Genomic DNA, 16404 nt, shown 5'->3' with positions numbered 1-16404 from the left:
CCCCGGAACGGATGCACCCCCACCTCCAGGGGGTTCCGGCCGGGCGCTACCGCGACCCTCCGCGCCTCAGGTCGGCCAGCACCTCCCGCGCCGCCCGGGTGCCCGAGGCGAGGGCTCCCTGGAGCGAACCGGTGGCCCGGTGGTCACCGCACACGTACCGGCCCGGCCCGACCCGGCTGGTCCGGGACAGCGGGTGGGGCGCGGGCATGGCGGGCAGGGCGTCGTGGACGGTGACGCGGTGGACGAGCTCCCACGCCCCCGTGTCCGTCCCGTACACCTCGCCCAGGGCGCGGACCACGGCGTCCACGGCCGGGGCGTCGGGCGCGCCGAGGACCGAGGTGGAGACCAGCGCCCTTCCGTCGGTGGAGTACCCGGGGTGGACGGCGGTGAGGACGCAGCTGTTCAGGAAGCGGCGCCGCGAGTCGACCACGAGGACGGGTTCGGCCAGCGGCGGCTGTGCCGCCGCGTGGTAGAGCGTGGTGACGGTCCGGCCGCGCGGGACGTCGAGCCCCGGCAGCAGCTCGCCGGCCGCCCGCTGGCCGGTCGCGACGACGACGGTGGGGGAGCGGACCTCGCCCCCGTCGGCGAGTGCGACGCCCTGCGGAGTGAGGGCCGCGACCGGGGTCCCGGTGCGCAGCACGCCGGGGCGCAGGCGGGAGGCCAGCTGGGCGGGTACGGCTCCGATGCCGTCCGCGGGGAGGCACAGCGTGCCGCGCAGCATGCTCCGCCACACGAAGTGGAAGAACCGGGCCGACGTCTCGAGGTCGTCCTCCAGGAACACCCCGGAGAGGAAGGGCCGGAAGAACGTCTCCACGAGTTCGGGGGAGACGCCCGCGGCGGCGAGCGCCGTGAGGGTCGTGGTGTCGGGCCGGGCCCGCAGCCGTCCGGCCGGGGCGAGCACGTCGCGCGCCGTCAGCGCGCTCAGGGCGAGCAGGTCGCGCCCGGACGCCAGCCGCCCGGGCAGCAGGTCGGCGCTCTCGCGGAAGCGGCGACTGGGGTCGGTGAACCGGCGCATCCCGTCCTCGGTCTGCACGAGGACGCCGGGCGTGAACGGCCGCAGCCGCAGGGCCCGCAGGTCGAGGCGCCTCTTCACCTGCGGATAGGACGTGTTGAAGACCTGGAAGCCCCGGTCGACGGTGAAACCCGCGACGCGGTCCGTGCGCATCCGCCCGCCCACGGTGTCGTCGGCCTCCAGCAGCCGCACCCGCAGCCCGCCGGCCCCGAGGTCCGCGGCGCAGGCGAGCCCGGCGGCCCCGGCCCCGACCACCGTCACGTCGTACCGCTCGTCGTCCGTCGTCCCCATGCAGACCGTCACTCCTCGTCCCTCGTACCGGACTTGCCGCCGGCGGCCCGGGACCGCCCGCGGGCCGCCACGTTACGCCGGGCGGGCCGCCCCCGATCCGGGGCGCGCCGCGCGGACCGGGCCGGCCGGCGGACCCGCACGGGCGCGGGCGTCGCCGGGCGGCCGGTCAGCGCAGGTCGAGCCGCATCAGGACCCGGGGGTGTCCGGCCAGCACCGAGGTCGTGTCGGCCGCGTGGACGAATCCGGCCCGTTCGAAGTTCTTGCGGAGCCCCGGGTACGCCATCGTCAGATCGACGTTGGCGTCTCCGCTGTCGAGCGGGTACGCCTCGACGGCCGGCGCACCGTGGGCGCGGGCGAACGCGACCGCGCCGTCGATCAGGGTGTGCGAGATCCCCTGCTTGCGATGGCCGGGGCGGACACGGATGCACCACAGCGACCAGACCGGCAGGTCGTCCACGTACGGGATCTTCCGGCTGCGGGCGAAGGACGTGTCGGAGCGGGGCGCCACGGCGGCCCAGCCGACCGGCTCGTCACCGTCGTAGGCGAGCACACCCGGCGGGGGCTCCTTGCGGCAGAGGTCGGCGACGTACTCCCCGCGGGCCGGCCCGCGCAGCTCGTTGTTGAGCTTGGACGGGATCCGGTAGCTGAGACACCAGCAGACCGTGGCCCCGGGCGACTTCGGGCCGACGAGGGCGCGGACGTCCTCGAAGTCGGAGGCCGGGCGAACCGAGAGCGTCATGGGACCACGATGCCACGGCGTACCGGGCGCGCGCCGCCGCGCCGTAGGGTGATCCTCAAGGGGGCTGGTATGGATCAGCAGGAGTGGGACGACGACAGCGCGTACCGGTCGGCCGTCCGGCGGACGCGGATCACCATGGCCTTCGCCCTGGTGGCGACGCTGCTCCTGCTCGGGGGCGTGGCCGTCGCCGTCTTCGGGATGTCGCTGCTCCTGGACCTCCTGGACTCCCCCAGTCGGTGAGGGATCCCCTGGAGATCTCCCGGACAGGGCCCTGACCTGGGAGGAAACCCGTTGGTGACCGCCTCGGCCGGTGGGATACAACGGACCGCATGACGGTCTTCCTCTGCGCGAAGTGCGGCGCCGCACTCACCCCGGACCTCCGCCGGCTGCCCGACGTCCCGGACGTCTCCACGCACGAGAAGGACCGCGGCGGCGAGGGCCGGCTCGCGCCGTCGACCGTCCCGCGGGGCTGCTACGCCGTCGACCCCGAACCCTGGGGCGCCCCGTTCGAGGAGGCGGAGGCAGGCGCCCCGGAGATGCGGGGGAGCCGCGCGCTGCTCGTGCCGCCCGACCTGACGGGCACGGTGTCCGCCGGTCCCCGGGACTCGGTGATCGTCCATCCGGAGGACGTGCCGACCCTGCGGCTGTCCGGCTCCCCGGGCGTCCACCACGGCTGCTGCGGACCGCTGGGCACCGGAGGTCGCAACATGTCGTGCGCGTGCGGTGCCCGGGTGGCCACCCTGGCCGCCGACTGCATGGGCCCCCACGAGCTGCACCTCGACCCCCTGCGGACGTACGGCCTCACGGTCGACGCCCCGACGTGAGCAGGCGGCAGCGCCGCACGGCCGCGCCGACGAACTGGCCCTCCTGGAACCGGCCGGTCATCCCGACCACCCCGCCGGGCTGGCGGCGGCCGTCGAACGGATCTGGACCTGGCTCGCCGCCGAGGAGCACCGGCCGCTGCTGCGCCTGTGGGCCGAGGCGTACGCGCGCTCCCTCACCCAGCCCGACGGGCCGTGGGCCGGTTTCGCCCGTGCGACGGTCGAGGACTGGCTCGGCGTCCTGGCCGGCTTCCAGCCACCGCCGGAACGGGACAGCGAGGCCGGAGCCGTCCGCCGTACCCTGGCCCTGGCCGTCCTCCGCGGAGCCCTCCTCGACCTCCTCGCCACGGACGACGAGCGACGCCTCGACGCGGCCCTCGCGCACCAGCTCACCCTGCTGCGCGCCGATGAGGAGAGCGGCTGACGACCGTGTGCCGGCGTCCTCGCATGCGCGACGAGCCGCCCGGAGCGTCGGCTCGCGGTGGCCGTTCGGCACACGCGGGCCTGCCCTTCCCGTGGGTGCGCGCGAGGATGGAGGGGTGAACACGTCGGAGAGGCCGGGCCCCGGGCTGCGGGAGCGGATCGGGACCAGCCTGTTCAGCCATGTCGCCGGGCCCACCGGGCCGGCGAACCGGGCCCGCATCCACGGTGCCCCCGGCCCTCGCTGGTTCGGGCCCGAGCGGCCCATCCGCACCGTCCACGGCGACGCGTCCATGTTCATCGGCGGGCTCAGCGCCCTCCTCCTGCAGTCCCTGCACCCGCGGGCCATGGCCGCGGTGGCCGGACACTCCGGCTTCCGGGGCGACCCGTGGGGACGCCTCCAGCGGACCAGCACCTTCCTCGCGTACACGACGTACGGCACGGCCGAGGACGCCCAGCGGGCCGTGGACCGCGTCCGCGCCGTGCACGAGGGCATCAGGGGGACCACCCCGACCGGCGAGCCCTATCACGCCGCCGACCCCCACCTGCTGTGCTGGGTGCACGTCGCCGAGGTGGACAGCTTCCTGCGTGCGCACCAGCGGTTCGGGTCCCACCCGCTGGACGGCGCCGGGTGCGACGGGTACATCGCCGACGCCGCGCGGGTCGCCCGCGCCCTCGGCATCCCCGATCCGCCGTGCGACCGCGCCGCGCTCGCCGTCCGGCTGGCGAGCTACCGCCCCGAACTGCGCGCCACGCCGCAGGCCCGTGACGCGGCCCGCTTCGTCCTGCGGGAACCCCCGCTGCCGTGGCCGGCCCGGGGCCCGTACGCGGTCCTGGCCTCGAACGCGGTCCGGCTCCTGCCGGCGTGGGCCCGCTCGCTGCTGGATCTCCACACGGCCCCGTATCTGCCGGACGGCCTCGTGCGGCTCTCCGGCCAGGCGCTGACCGGGTCCATCCGCTGGGCGATGGGCTCCCTGCCGCCCCGCGAGGCGGCCGGCGGGCCGCGCTGACGCGGTGCACTGCGGCAGAGCCGTGTCCTCAGGGCACGCGGACCCTGTTCCGCCCCGGTGGGTCCGGGGCCGCGCTCCTCCCGTTCACGCGGAGGCGCGACTCGACGCCGCAGCCGCCCCCGCGCCGCGCTGCCGCCTGGCCGCGTCCAGGAGCCGCGCCCAGGACTCCACCGTGGGCCGGCGCTTCAGCAGCGCCCGACGCTCCCGTTCCGTCATCCCGCCCCAGACACCGTGCTCGATCCGGCGGTCCAGCGCGTGCGCCAGACACTCGGCCTTCACCGGGCAGCCGGTGCACAGCGCCTTCGCCCGGTTCTGTGCCGCTCCCTCGACGAACAGCTCGTCCGCGTCCACCGTCCGGCACAACGCCGACACCATCCAGCGCTCGTCCATGTTCCCCCGCCCCGACCCCGCACCGCCTCTTCGGTGGGCGGCGCTGACAGAGCAGGGACGCTACGGAGGCATGTGCCAGCGGTCTACAGCTCGCCCCACGCTTCCCCCTTTCGAGTGACAAGCGCAGACGGGCCCCGGCCACCTCCCACAGGCATCCGGCCAACAGGGAGCCGTTCCCGTCGCCTTGCGGCCGCCCGACGGCCCCCGGCCGCGCCGACGTGTCGCCCGGGGGAGGGAGGACCGTCATCCTCCGGGCGCCTCCCGTACACGTACCGGCGCGTCGCCGTCCGCGCCGGCGGGCTCCGGCCAGGTGTCCCGGCGTACGCGGTGGAGCTGGACCACCAGGACCGTGAGCGCGGCGACGACACCCCCGAGCGTCATGACCGCGGCGGGCGAGGTGCGGTCGACGACGCCGCCCGCGAGCCACGCGGCCAGCGCGATGGTCGCCTGGAAGGACGCGGTGAAGAGCACGGACGCCGCCTCGGGAGCCTGCGGTGCCGCCTTCGCGAACCACGTCTGGGAGCAGACGGGTACGGCCCCGTAGGCGACGCCCCACACGACGAGCAGGACCAGGGCGCCGGCAGGCCGGTTCCCCAGGACGGGAAGCAGCAGGGTCCCGGCCGCGATGAGCACACCGGCCAGGGCGAGTACGAGTCTGGGGCGGCGGACGACGTGCGCACCGCCGAGGAAGTTGCCGACGACTCCGGCCGCCCCGTAGACCAGCAGGAACACGGTGATCGTCCCGGCCCCGACGCCGGTGGTCCGTTCCAGGAACGGCGTGACGTAGGTGTACGTCCCGAAGTGCGCCAGGACGATCAGGAACGTCACGAGCAGCGCGAACCGCGTGTGGACGCCCTTCAGCAGGCCGCGGAGCACATTCGCACGGGTCGCCGTGAGGGGCGGCAGCGGCGGCATCACCAGGGCGAGCATCACGAGGACGGCGAAACTGAGAACACCCGTCAGGGCGAAGGCGGTCCGCCAGCCGGCCAGATCACCGACGAAGGTTCCTGCCGGGACTCCGAGGACGGAGCCGAGCGGAACGGCCGAGAAGATCACCGCCGTCGCGCGGCCGACGGACCCGGCGGGTACGAGACGCTCGGCCAGGCCGGCGCTGATGGACCAGAAGCCGCCGATGACCACGCCGACGACGATCCGGGAGACCAGCACGAGCCAGTACCCCGGCGCCACGGCGGCCATGACGTTCGCCAGCGCCAGCAACAGCAGGAACGCGCACAGCATCAGACGACGGTCGACGCCCGCGAACGCCGTCGTGACCACGGGCGCGGAGAGGGCGGCGAGGAGACCGGGCATGGCCATCATGAGCCCGGCCGTGCCGTCGGAGACGGCGAATCCGGCACCGATCCGGGTCAGCAGACCGATCGGCAGGATCTCCGTGGTGACGATCAGGAAGATCCCGAGCATCACCGCCACGACGGCCGGCCACCCGCCGGCCGGGGCGCGGCCGGGCGGTCCGCTTCCGCCGGTGTCGGGTGTGGTGACGAGGCGCGTCGAGGTCATGGATTCCGTCCTGGGGCGAGGGAGTGCCGTACGGAATCGATCCAACAGGCGCGGCGCGCGGGAAGCTGGCAGCTAAACGACGCGACCGTTCCCCGCGCTGAGGGTGCGCGTGCGATGCGAGATCGGGGGGTGTGGGCGGTGGGATCGAGGGCAGGTGGGGGGTGAGCGCGTGGGACCGCTCAGGATAGGCAGGGTCGGTCGGACACCCCTTCCGACGGACCCTTGGATGGTGGAACGGCCCGCACCGGGTGGTGGTGCGGGCCGTTCGTCGTTCGACGCGAGCGTCCCCCAGCGGGCGGGAGGCGGGGAGGGATCCGGTCTCACAACCAGACGAGTCGTCCCTCGGAGATCTCGCAGACCGGCAGAGTTCCGTCGGCGATGCTCCGGAGCCTCTCGGCTACCGAGTCGAAGTAGTGCGCCAGTGACGCGTATTCGCCCGTGACCGTGCTCTCGCCCACGAACCACCGGCCGATGCGTCCGTCCCGCACGTCGATGAACTTTCCCGTCCAGCCGTCCCGGTCCGAGAGGAAGGGGATCCACTCGTTGCGCCAGAACGGATGCTCCGGCTGGTCCGGGGGGTCGAACCCGGCAGCTGTGGAGCGATTCGCGTAGAGCCCCTCCATCGCCCGGATGCCCAGGAAGAAGCTGCCCTCGTCCGGGAAGCCGTCGAAGCCGCAGCATGCGACGTCGTCGTCCACCTCCTCCTCGGGAAGATCCAGATTGTTCCGCAACAGCCAGGCCCGCAGGTCTTCGTGGAGGGCGAGTCCCATCCGTTCCTCGGCGGCCGCGAGCATCTGCTCCGTGGCGGGTCCCGGCAGATCGGCGTGATCGGCCGGGGCGAGCTCCCGGAGAAGGCTCATCACATGTGACCAGCTGTCCATTCCACCTGTCCCCCTGTACGTACGCCCCTCGGGAGCGTCCCTTCTCGTCCCATGGGCCAGACGATGTGACACGTGTGCCGCGTCCGTCAACCAGGTGGCGGGACGGCACAAGGACGCACTTCGCGAACGGGTCGATGTCGGGTGCCTGCCGAAGGGGTGTGAGGTGCGTGCACCGCGCTCCCGCGACACTCGCTTGACCAAGGGGTTCGTGTGGCTGAAAGTGGACCTCCTGATCGACTGGGGTGGGGAATCATGACGCACGACGAGTACGCCGACCGCTGCAGAGAACTGTTCGCGGTGGGAGGGTTCGCGGAGGCCCGGAAGGCGGCCGAGGCGGGTCTCGAGGAACTCGGGCCGGATCCGGTGCTCTACCGGTGGCTCGGCCTCGCCCACGCCGCTGAGGACGAGGACGACCACGACACCGAGGCGGAGAGGGCCTACCGGAGCGGGCTCGCGCGCTGGCCGGACGACCTCGGGCTGCTCGTCTCCTACCTGGAACTGTGCCTGCGGGCCGACGGATGGACGTATCCCGGCCGGGTCGCGCGGGTGAGTGGCCTCAAGGAGCGGATCGCGAGCCTGGCCACCGAGGGTTCGCCCGAAGCGGCGCAGGTGGAGGCCGCACTCGACTGGGCGGGTCGGGGGTACTGGGACGACGTACGGGAACGGGCGGACGTCGTGCGGGCCGAGCGGGCGGCACAGACGTCCCAGAGCGTCGGCGTCGCCGAGGCCTTGCAGCGGGGCGGTCAGGAGCCCGCTCACCCCGAGGACCTGAGGGCCGCGGAGGTCGCCGCCGCGCTGGAACTGCTGGCCGGTCCGTGGCAGGCGCCGCTGCGGCTCCTGATCCGCCACCGGGTGGCCGCGTACGTCATCGCGTTCGTGCTGGTCTTCGCCACGAACAAGGCACTCGTGATGACCGGGACGGTCTCCTTCAGCGTGTGGGGCTGGATCTGGTTCGCGCCGTTGCTCCTGGCGGACTGGAAACTCAAGCAGGCCAGGCAGCTGGCCCGGGAGCGGGTGATCGCCGCGATGCAGAGCCGTCACGCGGAAGCGGCCTCCGGCTGACGGGCGTCGCCGAAGCCGGACCTTCGGCGACGCCGGTCGGGGCTCAGACGGAAGTGCTCCTGCTGAACCAGCCCCTGAACGGTGTCGCCTCCGGCGGTGACTCCGTCCCGGCGGTGACGCGTGCCGGTGAGCCGTGGCCGTACCGTTCCGCCCGGGCCAGGACCCGCTCCGCCTCCGCGCGCCAGGTCGCCGCGTCCGCGTCCGGGCGGGGCGGGGGCAGATACGGGCCGCGTTCCGGTGCTTCGAGGGCCGCGCCGAAGAAGTCGCCGCCCTTGCGCTTGACGTCGTCTGTGCCCCACGAGCGGCCCTGGCCGCGTGCGGGTGCCTTCTGGAGGTGGGGGATGTGCTTCGCGCAGTGGATGTACGCCTCCTCGACGGTGATGACCACCCACACCAGCGCCCGCCGGCCCGGTACCTCCTCGACCGGGAGCCAGGGGTGCTCGCGGCGGATCTCGTCGTCCGTCAGACCTCGCGCGGTGCCGTTGACGTGGAGCCCGATGCGGTCCCGGAGGAAGTCGACCATGAGGATGCCGACCTGCGGGTTCTCCTCGATGTTGCCCAGGCTCGCATGGACGCCGTTGCCCCGGTACTCGGGGTAGGCGAGCGTCGCCTCGTCTAGGACGTGGAGGAAACCGGGCGGCCCCGCGCGGAAGGTGTTGTCGCAGGCGCCGTGCCGGTCGGCGGTGGCCAGGAAGAACATCTCCTGCCGGTTCACGAAGGCGCGCATCCGCGGGTTCAGCCGGTCGAGGACCTGGTCGGCGTAGAAGCGGTCCGCGCGGTCCGTGGTGCCCATGCGCTGCTGGACGAGGTGTTCGCCGTCACTGCCCGGGCGCGTGGTCCGCAGGGTCGTCCGTTCCTGCTGAGCGGCGTGTTCAGAGGGTGTCACGTCGTTGCCCCGACCAGTTCTTCGATGGAGTCGTGCCGTATGCGGTGGGTGGGCACCCCGATGCCCACGAGGGTGTCGACGCTGCGGCGGATCATTCCGGGCGGGCCGGAGAGGTACGCGTCGTACGTGTGCCAGGGGCCGAACTCGCGCACGGCCTCGGGGATGCCGCCCGACAGCAGGCCGACGGGCCCGTCGTCGACGACGGGGCGCACCGACAGCCAGGGGTGCGACTGCTGCAGCCGGAGCATCGTGTCGATGTCGTAGAGGCCCTGGTTCCTGCGGGCGCCGTAGAACACGTCGACGGAACGGCGCCGCCCGTGCTGCGCGACGTCCTCCACCAGCGCCTTGATGGGCGCTATCCCGGTGCCGCCGCCGAGGCACAGCAGGCCGCTGTCGCTCGTGTGGTCCACGGTCATGGAACCGGCGGGAGGACCGAGCCGGACGACGTCGCCGGGGCGCGCCCGGTGGACGAGGGCGTTGGAGACCCAGCCCGCCGGCACGGCCTTCACGTGGAAGGACAGCAGTCCGTCGGAGCGGGGAGCGGAGGCGAAGGAGTAGTGCCGCCAGACCCGCGGCCACCAGGGGGTCTCCAGGGCCGTGTACTGCCCGGCGAGGAAGGGGTACGGCCCGTCGGGGCGGACCGTGACGATCGCGATGTCCTTCGTCCGCATGACGTGGGCGACCACCTCCGCCTGCCACCAGGCGGGCGCGCGGAGCTCGTCCTCGGTCGCCGCGTCGATCATGATCTGGGAGATCGTGGTGTACGCGCCGACCCACGCGGCCTCGGTTCTCGGGCCCCATGTCTCCGGGGCGTGCCGGGAGAGGGCGCCGATCAGTGCCTCGCCGACGGCCGGATAGTGCTCGGGGAGGGTGCCGTACTTCCGGTGCCCGCGGCCGAGGTGGGTCAGGTACGTGGTCAGCGTGACCGGGTCGTCGGCGTGGGTCGCGGCGGTGAGCAGGGCCTTGAACAGCCGGTCGCGCTGGGTGTCCATCGCGGCGGGGAAGAGGTCCCGCAGGCCGGGGTGGCGGAGGAAGAGCAGGGCGTAGAAGTACGAGGTCACCTTGTCGGCGATCGGCTCGATCTCCGCCATCGTGCGGCGCAGCAGGTCCGTCGCGGACGGAGTCGATGCGGATGCGGATGCCGGAGTGGAAGCCGACGCGGGTGCCGAAGCGGGGGCCGACGCAGGGGCGGCGGTACGGGGCGGCGTCGGGGCCGTCGGGCGTTCCGCCGGGTGCCCCGGCGTCGCCGGGGTCCGGTCCGTCTCCGGGTTACCGGGGCTCCGGGTCCCCTGCGTACCCGACGGGCCGCGTCCGAACCATCCTCCGTCCTGGCCGCCGGCAGCGGCATCGGAGCCGTACCCGGCGGCCGACGGGGTGGTCGGAACTTCCATCGGTCTGCCTCGCCTCGAACGTCTTCGGTCGGTCTTCGTCCCCGGGGTCTGCATGTGCCCCGATTTCCTTCGCTCACAACGTTCGACGAATACGCGTACGGGTGAACGGGGCCGACCATACCCCGCCCCTCGGAATTCCGCGGATTCCCGCGAACGCAGCTCGGTAGAAGGCATTTCTGCTGTTCAGAGGCTGGTTACTAATGAGTCGCAAGTGGTTTCAACCGTTTGTGGAACAGCGGTGACGGTGAATTCGCCGACCGAAAACTCACGCCGTGTCCCGAACTTCTCCACATCTCGGTCGCAGATCGTCCACGGCTCGCGGCCCGGCCCGCCTCGGGCAGGCCGGACCGCCCTCGCCCACGGCGTCGGGACGGTCAACCTCCCTCGGTCAGCGGCCGGTCGAGCACCCCGGTGAGCCGCGCTCCCGCCCGGTCGGTACCGCGCCGCCCGCGCTTCGCGCCCGCCGACGCCTTCTCCAACCGCAGCCGCGCGGTACGGCCGCGCAGGGTCAGCGTCATCAACTGGTTGCCGAACCACGGCCCGCCGTCGCGCTCCCACCGGATCGCCGGCCTCGCGACGCGCCCGTGACGGGCGAGGAGGTGGCCGATCTGCTTGGCGAACCGGCTCCAGCCGAAACGGAACGCGACCCTCATGGGCGCGGGCACCGAGTTGTGCAGCGGCGAGCACGTGAACTGGTAGACACGGGAGCGCACCGGAGGACCGGAGGTCCATACGGGCTCCGCCACGTACGCGTGGTGCACGTCCCCGGAGAGCACGCTTACCGTCGCCGGGGCCGCCTCCGCCCTCCCCACCTCGGCGAGCGTGTCCGTCAGCCTCGCGAACGACGCGGTGAACGCCGCCCAGTGCTCCAGGTCCGCCCGCCGGCGCAGCCACTCGCCGAAGCGTGCCCAGCGCGGTCCGCGCTCGCCCCGGCAGAGCGCCGCGTGCCAGCCCTCCGCGAAGTGGACCATCGGCGGCAGGAGCCACGGCAGCGAGGTCCCCACCAGGAGGTGGTCGACACCGTCCAGGTCGTCGAAGGCCTGCGCCCGCAGCCAGGCCGCCTCCTCCGCGTCCAGCATCGCCCGGTGCTGTTCCTCCAGCACCCGCGCCGCCCGCGTGTCGACCATCAGCAGCCTGGTCCGGCCGAAGTCCCTGCGGTAGCTCCAGCGCACCGAGGCCGGGTCGGCGTCGGCCCGTTCCGCGAAGGCGCGCAGAACGGCCGTGCCGTCGTCGGCCGCCAGCACCGCCGCGTACAGCTCGTCCTCGGCGAGCTCGGCGGGGGAGAGGTTCCCGAGGTGCTGGTAGACCCAGTACGACATCAGGCCGCCGGTGATCCGCTCGTGCCACCAGGGTGTCTCCCGCATCTCGGCGACCCAGGCGGCGCTCGTGTTCCAGTCGTCGATGACGTCGTGATCGTCGAAGACCATGCAGCTGGGCACGGTCGACAGCAGCCAGCGCAGTTCGGGGTCGCCCCAGGACTCGTCGTAGAGCCGGGTGTACTCCTCGTAGTCGGCGACCTGGTCCGGCGGGGCCGAGGCGCCCGTTCCGGCGCTCGCCCGGTGCCGGGCGATCCAGGCGCGGGTCTCGGCGGACGTCTCGTCCGCGTACACCTGGTCCCCGAGGAGGACGAGCACGTCGGGACGTCCGGACTCCGGGTCGGCGGAGAGGCGGGCGGACAGGGTGTCGAGGACGTCGGGGCCCACCGGATCCTCGTGGCCCTCGGCGGGAGCCGCCCACCGGCACGAGCCGAAGGCCACCACCGCGCCCGTCGAGGGGACCGCCGGCGTGTGGATGGTGCTGGGCGGCTGGACCGAGTCCGCGAGGGGCCAGACCCGCTCGCCGTCGAGCAGCACCTCGTAGGTCGTCGCGGACCCCGGGGCGAGCCCGGTGACCACGACCAGCGCGTAGTGGTGGCCGTTGACGCGGAACGTGGCGGCCGAGCCGCCGGCGCCGCCCGGGCACCGGACCTCCGCCGTGCACGCCCGGTCGGTCTCGACCCACACGGTCGCGCTCGTGCCCGACTCCCAGTCCACGTGCCGCAGGAGCGGGCCCAGCCTCAGACCGGCCATCACGCATCCCCTTCCGGTGCTTCTCGCGGTACAGAACGACGTCTTCGTACGGTACTGAAGGACGGCGGGCCAGGATCCGGGGCGACGCCGGGCCGTCGTACGCGCGGAGCCCCGCACCGCGCCCGCACGCCGCTCCCGGCCGTCGCCCGCGCCACCGCCATCCCGAGGTGCTCCTTCACATCGGCCGCGCCCCCTTCGCGCGACTGCCCCCGTATGGGACGGTGACACCATGCCCATCCCCGTGATCCTCGACTGCGATCCCGGTCACGACGACGCCTTCGCCATCCTTCTGGCGGCCGCGCACCCCGCCGTCGAGCTGCTCGCCATCACGACCGTCGCGGGCAACCAGACCCTGGAGAAGACCACGCTCAACGCCCGCCGGGTGTGCTCGGTGGCCGGTATCCGCGGCGTACCGATCGCCGCGGGCCGGGCCCGACCGCTGCACGGGCCGCCCCGCACCGCGGGGAACATCCACGGCGACTCCGGCCTGGACGGTCCCGGCTTCGGAACGGGCGCGCCCGAGGTACCGGAGGACCCGCGGGGCGCACTCGCCCTCGTCCGGGACACGCTGCTCGCGCATCCGGTCCCGGTGACGCTCGTGCCGACCGGCCCGCTCACCAACATCGCCGTACTCCTCCTCGCCCACCCCGAGCTCGCGTCCCGGATCGACCGGATCGTGCTGATGGGCGGCTCGACGGACCGCGGCAACGCCACGCCCGCCGCCGAGTTCAACATCCTGTGCGACCCCGAGGCCGCGGACATCGTCCTCCGCAGCGGGGTGCCGGTGACCATGTTCGGTCTCAACGCCACCCACCAGGTGCGGGCCACCCCCGAGGTCGTCGACCGCATCGCCGCGCTCGGCACCCCGCTGAGCGGGCTCTGCGTCGACCTGCTCACCTACTTCGCCTCCACCTACCGCGAGGTCTACGGATTCGACGCGCCCCCGCTGCACGATCCGCTCACCGTCGCCCACCTGATCGACCCGTCGCTGGTGAGCCTCGTACGCGCCGCGGTCACGGTGGAGCTGACCGGCACCCACACCCGCGGCGCGACGGTGGTGGACCTGCACGGCGTGACCGGCGCTCCCGCCGACGTCGAGGTCGGCATGGAGGTCGACGCGGACCGCTTCTGGAACCTGATCGTGGACGCCGTCCGCGTCCTCGGCGGCGGGTGAACCGGCCGGCGGCACCGCGGGAGCGGAACCGGCCGGCCCGCCCGGTCAGCCCACGAGGTCCGGGGCGCGCAGCATCTCGGGCGGGATGCCCCAGGCGTCGACCAGGTCGACCGCGAGCGGCCGGACCTTGCGGCACAGGTCGTTCACCTCGCGGCTGATCGCCTTCGAACGCTGCACGGTCAGCCGGCCGTGCTCCATGAACCAGGCCCGGTCCGCCTCGATCGTCGACAGGGCGAACAGGTCGCACAGCAGGGCCAGCGCGGCCTTCTCGCCGCCCTCGGGCATCGCGCGCACCTTCTCGACGAACGCCTCCGTCACCAGCCGCTCCACATGGGCGCGGGCGAGCGCGACGACGTGGTCCTGCACCTGGGAGAAGACCGTGCCCGGGTCGCGCTTCTGGTCGGTCCCGCTCTTGATCCGGCGGGCCAGGCCGGCCAGCATGTGCTCCTCCCGGAAGCGGACCATGGCGAGCTGGTAGTCGGAGTCGAGCAGACCGGCCTCCCGGTCCCATGCGTCGTCGCCGGGCAGCAGGTCGCGTACGCGTTCGAGCAGCTTGTGGACGGAGGCCCGTTCCAGGACGGTCTCGACGGCGAGGCCGGTGACGAAGCGGACCACGCCCGCCTGGTCGAGGTCCTCGAACGCGCTCGCCTGATCGGTGAGCAGCCCCTTGGCGACGAGCTGCAGGAGGACGTGGTTGTCGCCCTCGAAGGTGGTGAAGACGTCGCTGTCGGCCTTGAGCGCGGCGAACCGGTTCACCGCCAGGTAGCCCGCGCCGCCGCAGGCCTCGCGGCACTCCTGGACGACCCCGGTGGCGTGCCAGGTCGCGAGCGCCTTGAGCCCGGCCGCGCGGGATTCGAGCCGGCGCCGCTCCTCGGGGTCGTCGGAGACGCCGGAGAAGACGTCGTGCAGCTGTGAGCGGACCACGTCCTGGGCGAAGTGCAGCGCGTACGTCCGGGCGATCAGCGGCAGCAGGCGGCGCTGGTGCAGGCCGTAGTCGAGCAGCACCTGCTCCCCGGCGTCCGCGGCCGCGGAGAACTGCCGCCGCCGCACGGCGTACTTGGTGGCGACCGCCAGGGCGACCTTGGAGACGCCGATGCCGGCGCCGCCGACGCTGACCCGGCCCTGCACCAGCGTGCCGAGCATCGTGAAGAAGCGGCGGTGGGGGTTGTCGATCGAGCTCTCGTAGACGCCCTCCGGGCTGACGTCGGCGAACCTGTTGAGGAGCGCCTCGCGCGGCACCCGCACGTCGTCGAACCGGATCCGGCCGTTGTCCACGCCGTTGAGCCCCATCTTGCGGCCGTCGTCCTCGATGCGGACGCCGGGCGCGGGCTCGCCGCCGACCCGGACGGGCACGACGAAGGCGTGCACGCCGTGGGAATCGCCGGCCACCTCCAGCTGGGCGAAGACGACCGCCAGCTCGGCGTGCCGGGCCGCGTTGCCGATGTAGTCCTTGCGCGCCTCGTCGCCGGGCGTGGTGATGACGAACTCCCGGCGCGCGGCGTCGTAGCGGGCGACGGTGCCGAGGGCCTGGACGTTGGAGCCGTGCCCCGTCTCCGTCATCGCGAAGGAGCCCATCAGTTCGCCCGTGATCAGCCGGGGCAGATAGGCGTCGTGGTGGCGCTCGGTGCCGAGGTGCAGGATCGCGCCGCCGAACAGGCCGAACTGCACGCCGACCTTCACCAGGACCGAGAGATCACCGAAGGCCAGCGTCTCGAACGCGGCGATCGAGGCGCCGACGTCGCCGCCACCGCCGTAGGCGGCCGGGAAGCCCATGCCGGTCTGCCCGGTCGCGGCCATCTCGACCACCACCTCGCGCACCCGTTCGCGGAACGCGTCGATGCCGAGTTCCTCGGCGTCCTCGAGGACGGAGGCGTACCGGGACAGGTTGGTGCGTACGAGGCCGCGGATCCCGGCGTACTCGCCGTCGAGAACGGCGGAGAGCGCCGGGACGTCGATCTCGGGCTGGACGTATCCGGTCACCGTGGTGGTGGAGGTGTTGTCGAGGGCCATGGGGCTTGGCTACCCCGCCGCGAAAGGATCAACCAGCCGCGACGGGTGGCAGGGCCGGCGGAGGGGCCGCCTGGGGAGTGGCGCGTGGCAGCGGTGCGGCGGGGGCGCGGTGGGCTGTGATGGGGGCATGGACAGGAACGCCGGCTATCGGCCCCTCACGAAGGCCCTCCACTGGGCTGCCGCCGCCGCGCTCGGCGCGCAGTTCGTCGTGGGCTGGGCCCTGGACGCCTCGGAGTCCGGGCGCGGGCGCGGTCGGGGCCGCGGGGGTGAGTCCGGCCGGGGCCGGGGCCGTGGCGGAGGGTACGAGGCCTTCGGCGACGACGCGCTGCTGACGACCCACGTCCTGCTGGGCGCCGCCATCATCCTCCTGGGGGTGGCGCGACTTCTGTGGCGCCGCCACACCGGTCTGCCGCCCTGGGCGCCCACCCTCACGCGGGCCGAGCGCCGGCTGGCCCACTCCACGGAAGTACTGCTCTACGCGCTCACCTTCGTCGTCCCGGTCACCGGCCTGGTCCTGCTCGCCTCGGACGACGACGACCTGCTGGGGGTGCACGTCACCGCGCAGGTGCTGCTGCTCACCGCGATCGCCGTCCACGTCGGACTCGTCCTCAAGCACCAGCTCCTCGACCGGGACCGGCTGCTCCGTCGCATGCTCTGACACCGTGGCGGACCGGTCCCGGTCGTCGGCGACGGCCGGCGTCGCGGGTGTCCGGGGCGTTGGAGTGGCCCG

The 16404-nt window shown here is 73.4% G+C and carries 16 protein-coding genes; 7 read left to right on the top strand and 9 right to left on the bottom strand.

Annotated elements, in window-relative coordinates; genetic code table 11:
- Positions 1-46: 46 nt before the first annotated feature.
- Together ACF09E_RS00490 and ACF09E_RS00485 are read right to left on the bottom strand one after the other, a co-directional pair.
- A complete protein-coding gene (locus ACF09E_RS00490; protein ID WP_392203119.1) occupies positions 47-1303 on the bottom strand; it encodes an NAD(P)/FAD-dependent oxidoreductase in 1257 nt (418 codons plus the stop codon).
- Positions 1304-1469: 166 nt separating this feature from the next.
- Positions 1470-2042 (bottom strand): GNAT family N-acetyltransferase, encoded by a 573-nt coding sequence (locus ACF09E_RS00485; protein WP_392203118.1) that lies wholly within the window; start codon positions 2040-2042, stop codon positions 1470-1472.
- A gap of 69 nt (positions 2043-2111) precedes the next feature.
- Between ACF09E_RS00485 and ACF09E_RS00480 the strand changes: the two genes are divergently transcribed.
- From ACF09E_RS00480 to ACF09E_RS00465, 4 genes are all read left to right on the top strand, one after another.
- Positions 2112-2282 carry a hypothetical protein gene (locus tag ACF09E_RS00480; protein ID WP_392203117.1) on the top strand — a complete coding sequence of 57 codons (171 nt, stop codon included), beginning with the start codon at positions 2112-2114 and terminating at the stop codon, positions 2280-2282.
- Positions 2283-2371: 89 nt separating this feature from the next.
- Positions 2372-2866, top strand: a complete 495-nt coding sequence (locus ACF09E_RS00475; protein ID WP_392203116.1) for a hypothetical protein — start codon at positions 2372-2374, stop codon at positions 2864-2866.
- Entirely contained in the window at positions 2766-3287 is a 522-nt protein-coding gene (locus ACF09E_RS00470; protein ID WP_392203115.1) for a TetR family transcriptional regulator, read from the top strand. The genes ACF09E_RS00475 and ACF09E_RS00470 overlap by 101 nt, the downstream gene beginning before the upstream one ends.
- 115 nt (positions 3288-3402) lie before the next feature.
- Positions 3403-4293: an oxygenase MpaB family protein gene (locus ACF09E_RS00465; protein ID WP_392203114.1), complete on the top strand. Its 891-nt coding sequence runs from the start codon at positions 3403-3405 to the stop codon at positions 4291-4293.
- A gap of 84 nt (positions 4294-4377) precedes the next feature.
- Here ACF09E_RS00465 and ACF09E_RS00460 read toward each other — a convergent pair whose 3' ends face one another.
- The 3 genes from ACF09E_RS00460 to ACF09E_RS00450 form a co-directional block, all read right to left on the bottom strand.
- Positions 4378-4683, bottom strand: a complete 306-nt coding sequence (locus tag ACF09E_RS00460; RefSeq protein WP_361848186.1) for a WhiB family transcriptional regulator — start codon at positions 4681-4683, stop codon at positions 4378-4380.
- A gap of 243 nt (positions 4684-4926) precedes the next feature.
- On the bottom strand, positions 4927-6201 hold the full coding sequence (locus ACF09E_RS00455; RefSeq protein WP_392203113.1) for an MFS transporter: 1275 nt from the start codon (positions 6199-6201) through the stop codon (positions 4927-4929).
- 320 nt (positions 6202-6521) lie between these two features.
- The gene (locus ACF09E_RS00450) at positions 6522-7082 is read right to left on the bottom strand and encodes an SMI1/KNR4 family protein (protein WP_392203112.1); all 561 of its coding nucleotides are present in this window, start codon (positions 7080-7082) and stop codon (positions 6522-6524) included.
- A gap of 252 nt (positions 7083-7334) precedes the next feature.
- On the opposite strand from ACF09E_RS00450, the gene ACF09E_RS00445 reads away from it, so the two are divergent.
- The gene (locus ACF09E_RS00445) at positions 7335-8144 is read left to right on the top strand and encodes a hypothetical protein (RefSeq protein ID WP_392203111.1); all 810 of its coding nucleotides are present in this window, start codon (positions 7335-7337) and stop codon (positions 8142-8144) included.
- Positions 8145-8187: 43 nt separating this feature from the next.
- Here the strand turns inward: ACF09E_RS00445 and ACF09E_RS00440 are convergent, their stop codons facing one another.
- The 3 genes from ACF09E_RS00440 to ACF09E_RS00430 all read right to left on the bottom strand — a co-directional run bounded on the left by ACF09E_RS00440 (position 8188) and on the right by ACF09E_RS00430 (position 12490).
- Positions 8188-8937, bottom strand: coding sequence for a pyridoxamine 5'-phosphate oxidase family protein (locus tag ACF09E_RS00440; protein WP_392203831.1), 750 nt, complete (start codon positions 8935-8937; stop codon positions 8188-8190).
- An 89-nt stretch (positions 8938-9026) separates the two neighbouring features.
- Positions 9027-10421 carry a globin domain-containing protein gene (locus ACF09E_RS00435; protein ID WP_392203110.1) on the bottom strand — a complete coding sequence of 465 codons (1395 nt, stop codon included), beginning with the start codon at positions 10419-10421 and terminating at the stop codon, positions 9027-9029.
- A gap of 374 nt (positions 10422-10795) precedes the next feature.
- Positions 10796-12490: an alkaline phosphatase D family protein gene (locus ACF09E_RS00430; protein WP_392203109.1), complete on the bottom strand. Its 1695-nt coding sequence runs from the start codon at positions 12488-12490 to the stop codon at positions 10796-10798.
- 229 nt (positions 12491-12719) lie between these two features.
- On the opposite strand from ACF09E_RS00430, the gene ACF09E_RS00425 reads away from it, so the two are divergent.
- The gene (locus ACF09E_RS00425; protein WP_392203108.1) at positions 12720-13664 is read left to right on the top strand and encodes a nucleoside hydrolase; all 945 of its coding nucleotides are present in this window, start codon (positions 12720-12722) and stop codon (positions 13662-13664) included.
- Positions 13665-13709: 45 nt separating this feature from the next.
- Here the strand turns inward: ACF09E_RS00425 and ACF09E_RS00420 are convergent, their stop codons facing one another.
- Complete coding sequence (locus tag ACF09E_RS00420) at positions 13710-15674, bottom strand: acyl-CoA dehydrogenase (RefSeq protein WP_392203107.1); 1965 nt, start codon at positions 15672-15674, stop codon at positions 13710-13712.
- A gap of 127 nt (positions 15675-15801) precedes the next feature.
- On the opposite strand from ACF09E_RS00420, the gene ACF09E_RS00415 reads away from it, so the two are divergent.
- Positions 15802-16332 carry a cytochrome b gene (locus ACF09E_RS00415; protein ID WP_392203106.1) on the top strand — a complete coding sequence of 177 codons (531 nt, stop codon included), beginning with the start codon at positions 15802-15804 and terminating at the stop codon, positions 16330-16332.
- The last annotated feature ends 72 nt before the right edge of the window (positions 16333-16404 follow it).

It is taken from the genome of Streptomyces sp. NPDC014891 (genome assembly GCF_043081085.1).
In the GTDB taxonomy this organism is placed as follows: Bacteria; Actinomycetota; Actinomycetes; order Streptomycetales; family Streptomycetaceae; genus Streptomyces.
This window is presented reverse-complemented; position numbering and strand designations above follow the sequence as displayed.

Coding starts and splice junctions, on each gene's coding strand:
- ACF09E_RS00460 (WP_361848186.1), bottom strand. CDS start 4,683: ATGGACGAGCGCTGGATGGTGTCGGCGTTGTGCCGGACGGTGGACGCG.
- ACF09E_RS00415 (WP_392203106.1), top strand. CDS start 15,802: ATGGACAGGAACGCCGGCTATCGGCCCCTCACGAAGGCCCTCCACTGG.
- ACF09E_RS00455 (WP_392203113.1), bottom strand. CDS start 6,201: ATGACCTCGACGCGCCTCGTCACCACACCCGACACCGGCGGAAGCGGA.
- ACF09E_RS00425 (WP_392203108.1), top strand. CDS start 12,720: ATGCCCATCCCCGTGATCCTCGACTGCGATCCCGGTCACGACGACGCC.
- ACF09E_RS00490 (WP_392203119.1), bottom strand. CDS start 1,303: ATGGGGACGACGGACGACGAGCGGTACGACGTGACGGTGGTCGGGGCC.
- ACF09E_RS00450 (WP_392203112.1), bottom strand. CDS start 7,082: ATGGACAGCTGGTCACATGTGATGAGCCTTCTCCGGGAGCTCGCCCCG.
- ACF09E_RS00420 (WP_392203107.1), bottom strand. CDS start 15,674: ATGGCCCTCGACAACACCTCCACCACCACGGTGACCGGATACGTCCAG.
- ACF09E_RS00440 (WP_392203831.1), bottom strand. CDS start 8,937: ATGGGCACCACGGACCGCGCGGACCGCTTCTACGCCGACCAGGTCCTC.
- ACF09E_RS00480 (WP_392203117.1), top strand. CDS start 2,112: ATGGATCAGCAGGAGTGGGACGACGACAGCGCGTACCGGTCGGCCGTC.
- ACF09E_RS00430 (WP_392203109.1), bottom strand. CDS start 12,490: ATGGCCGGTCTGAGGCTGGGCCCGCTCCTGCGGCACGTGGACTGGGAG.
- ACF09E_RS00485 (WP_392203118.1), bottom strand. CDS start 2,042: ATGACGCTCTCGGTTCGCCCGGCCTCCGACTTCGAGGACGTCCGCGCC.
- ACF09E_RS00475 (WP_392203116.1), top strand. CDS start 2,372: ATGACGGTCTTCCTCTGCGCGAAGTGCGGCGCCGCACTCACCCCGGAC.
- ACF09E_RS00435 (WP_392203110.1), bottom strand. CDS start 10,421: ATGGAAGTTCCGACCACCCCGTCGGCCGCCGGGTACGGCTCCGATGCC.
- ACF09E_RS00445 (WP_392203111.1), top strand. CDS start 7,335: ATGACGCACGACGAGTACGCCGACCGCTGCAGAGAACTGTTCGCGGTG.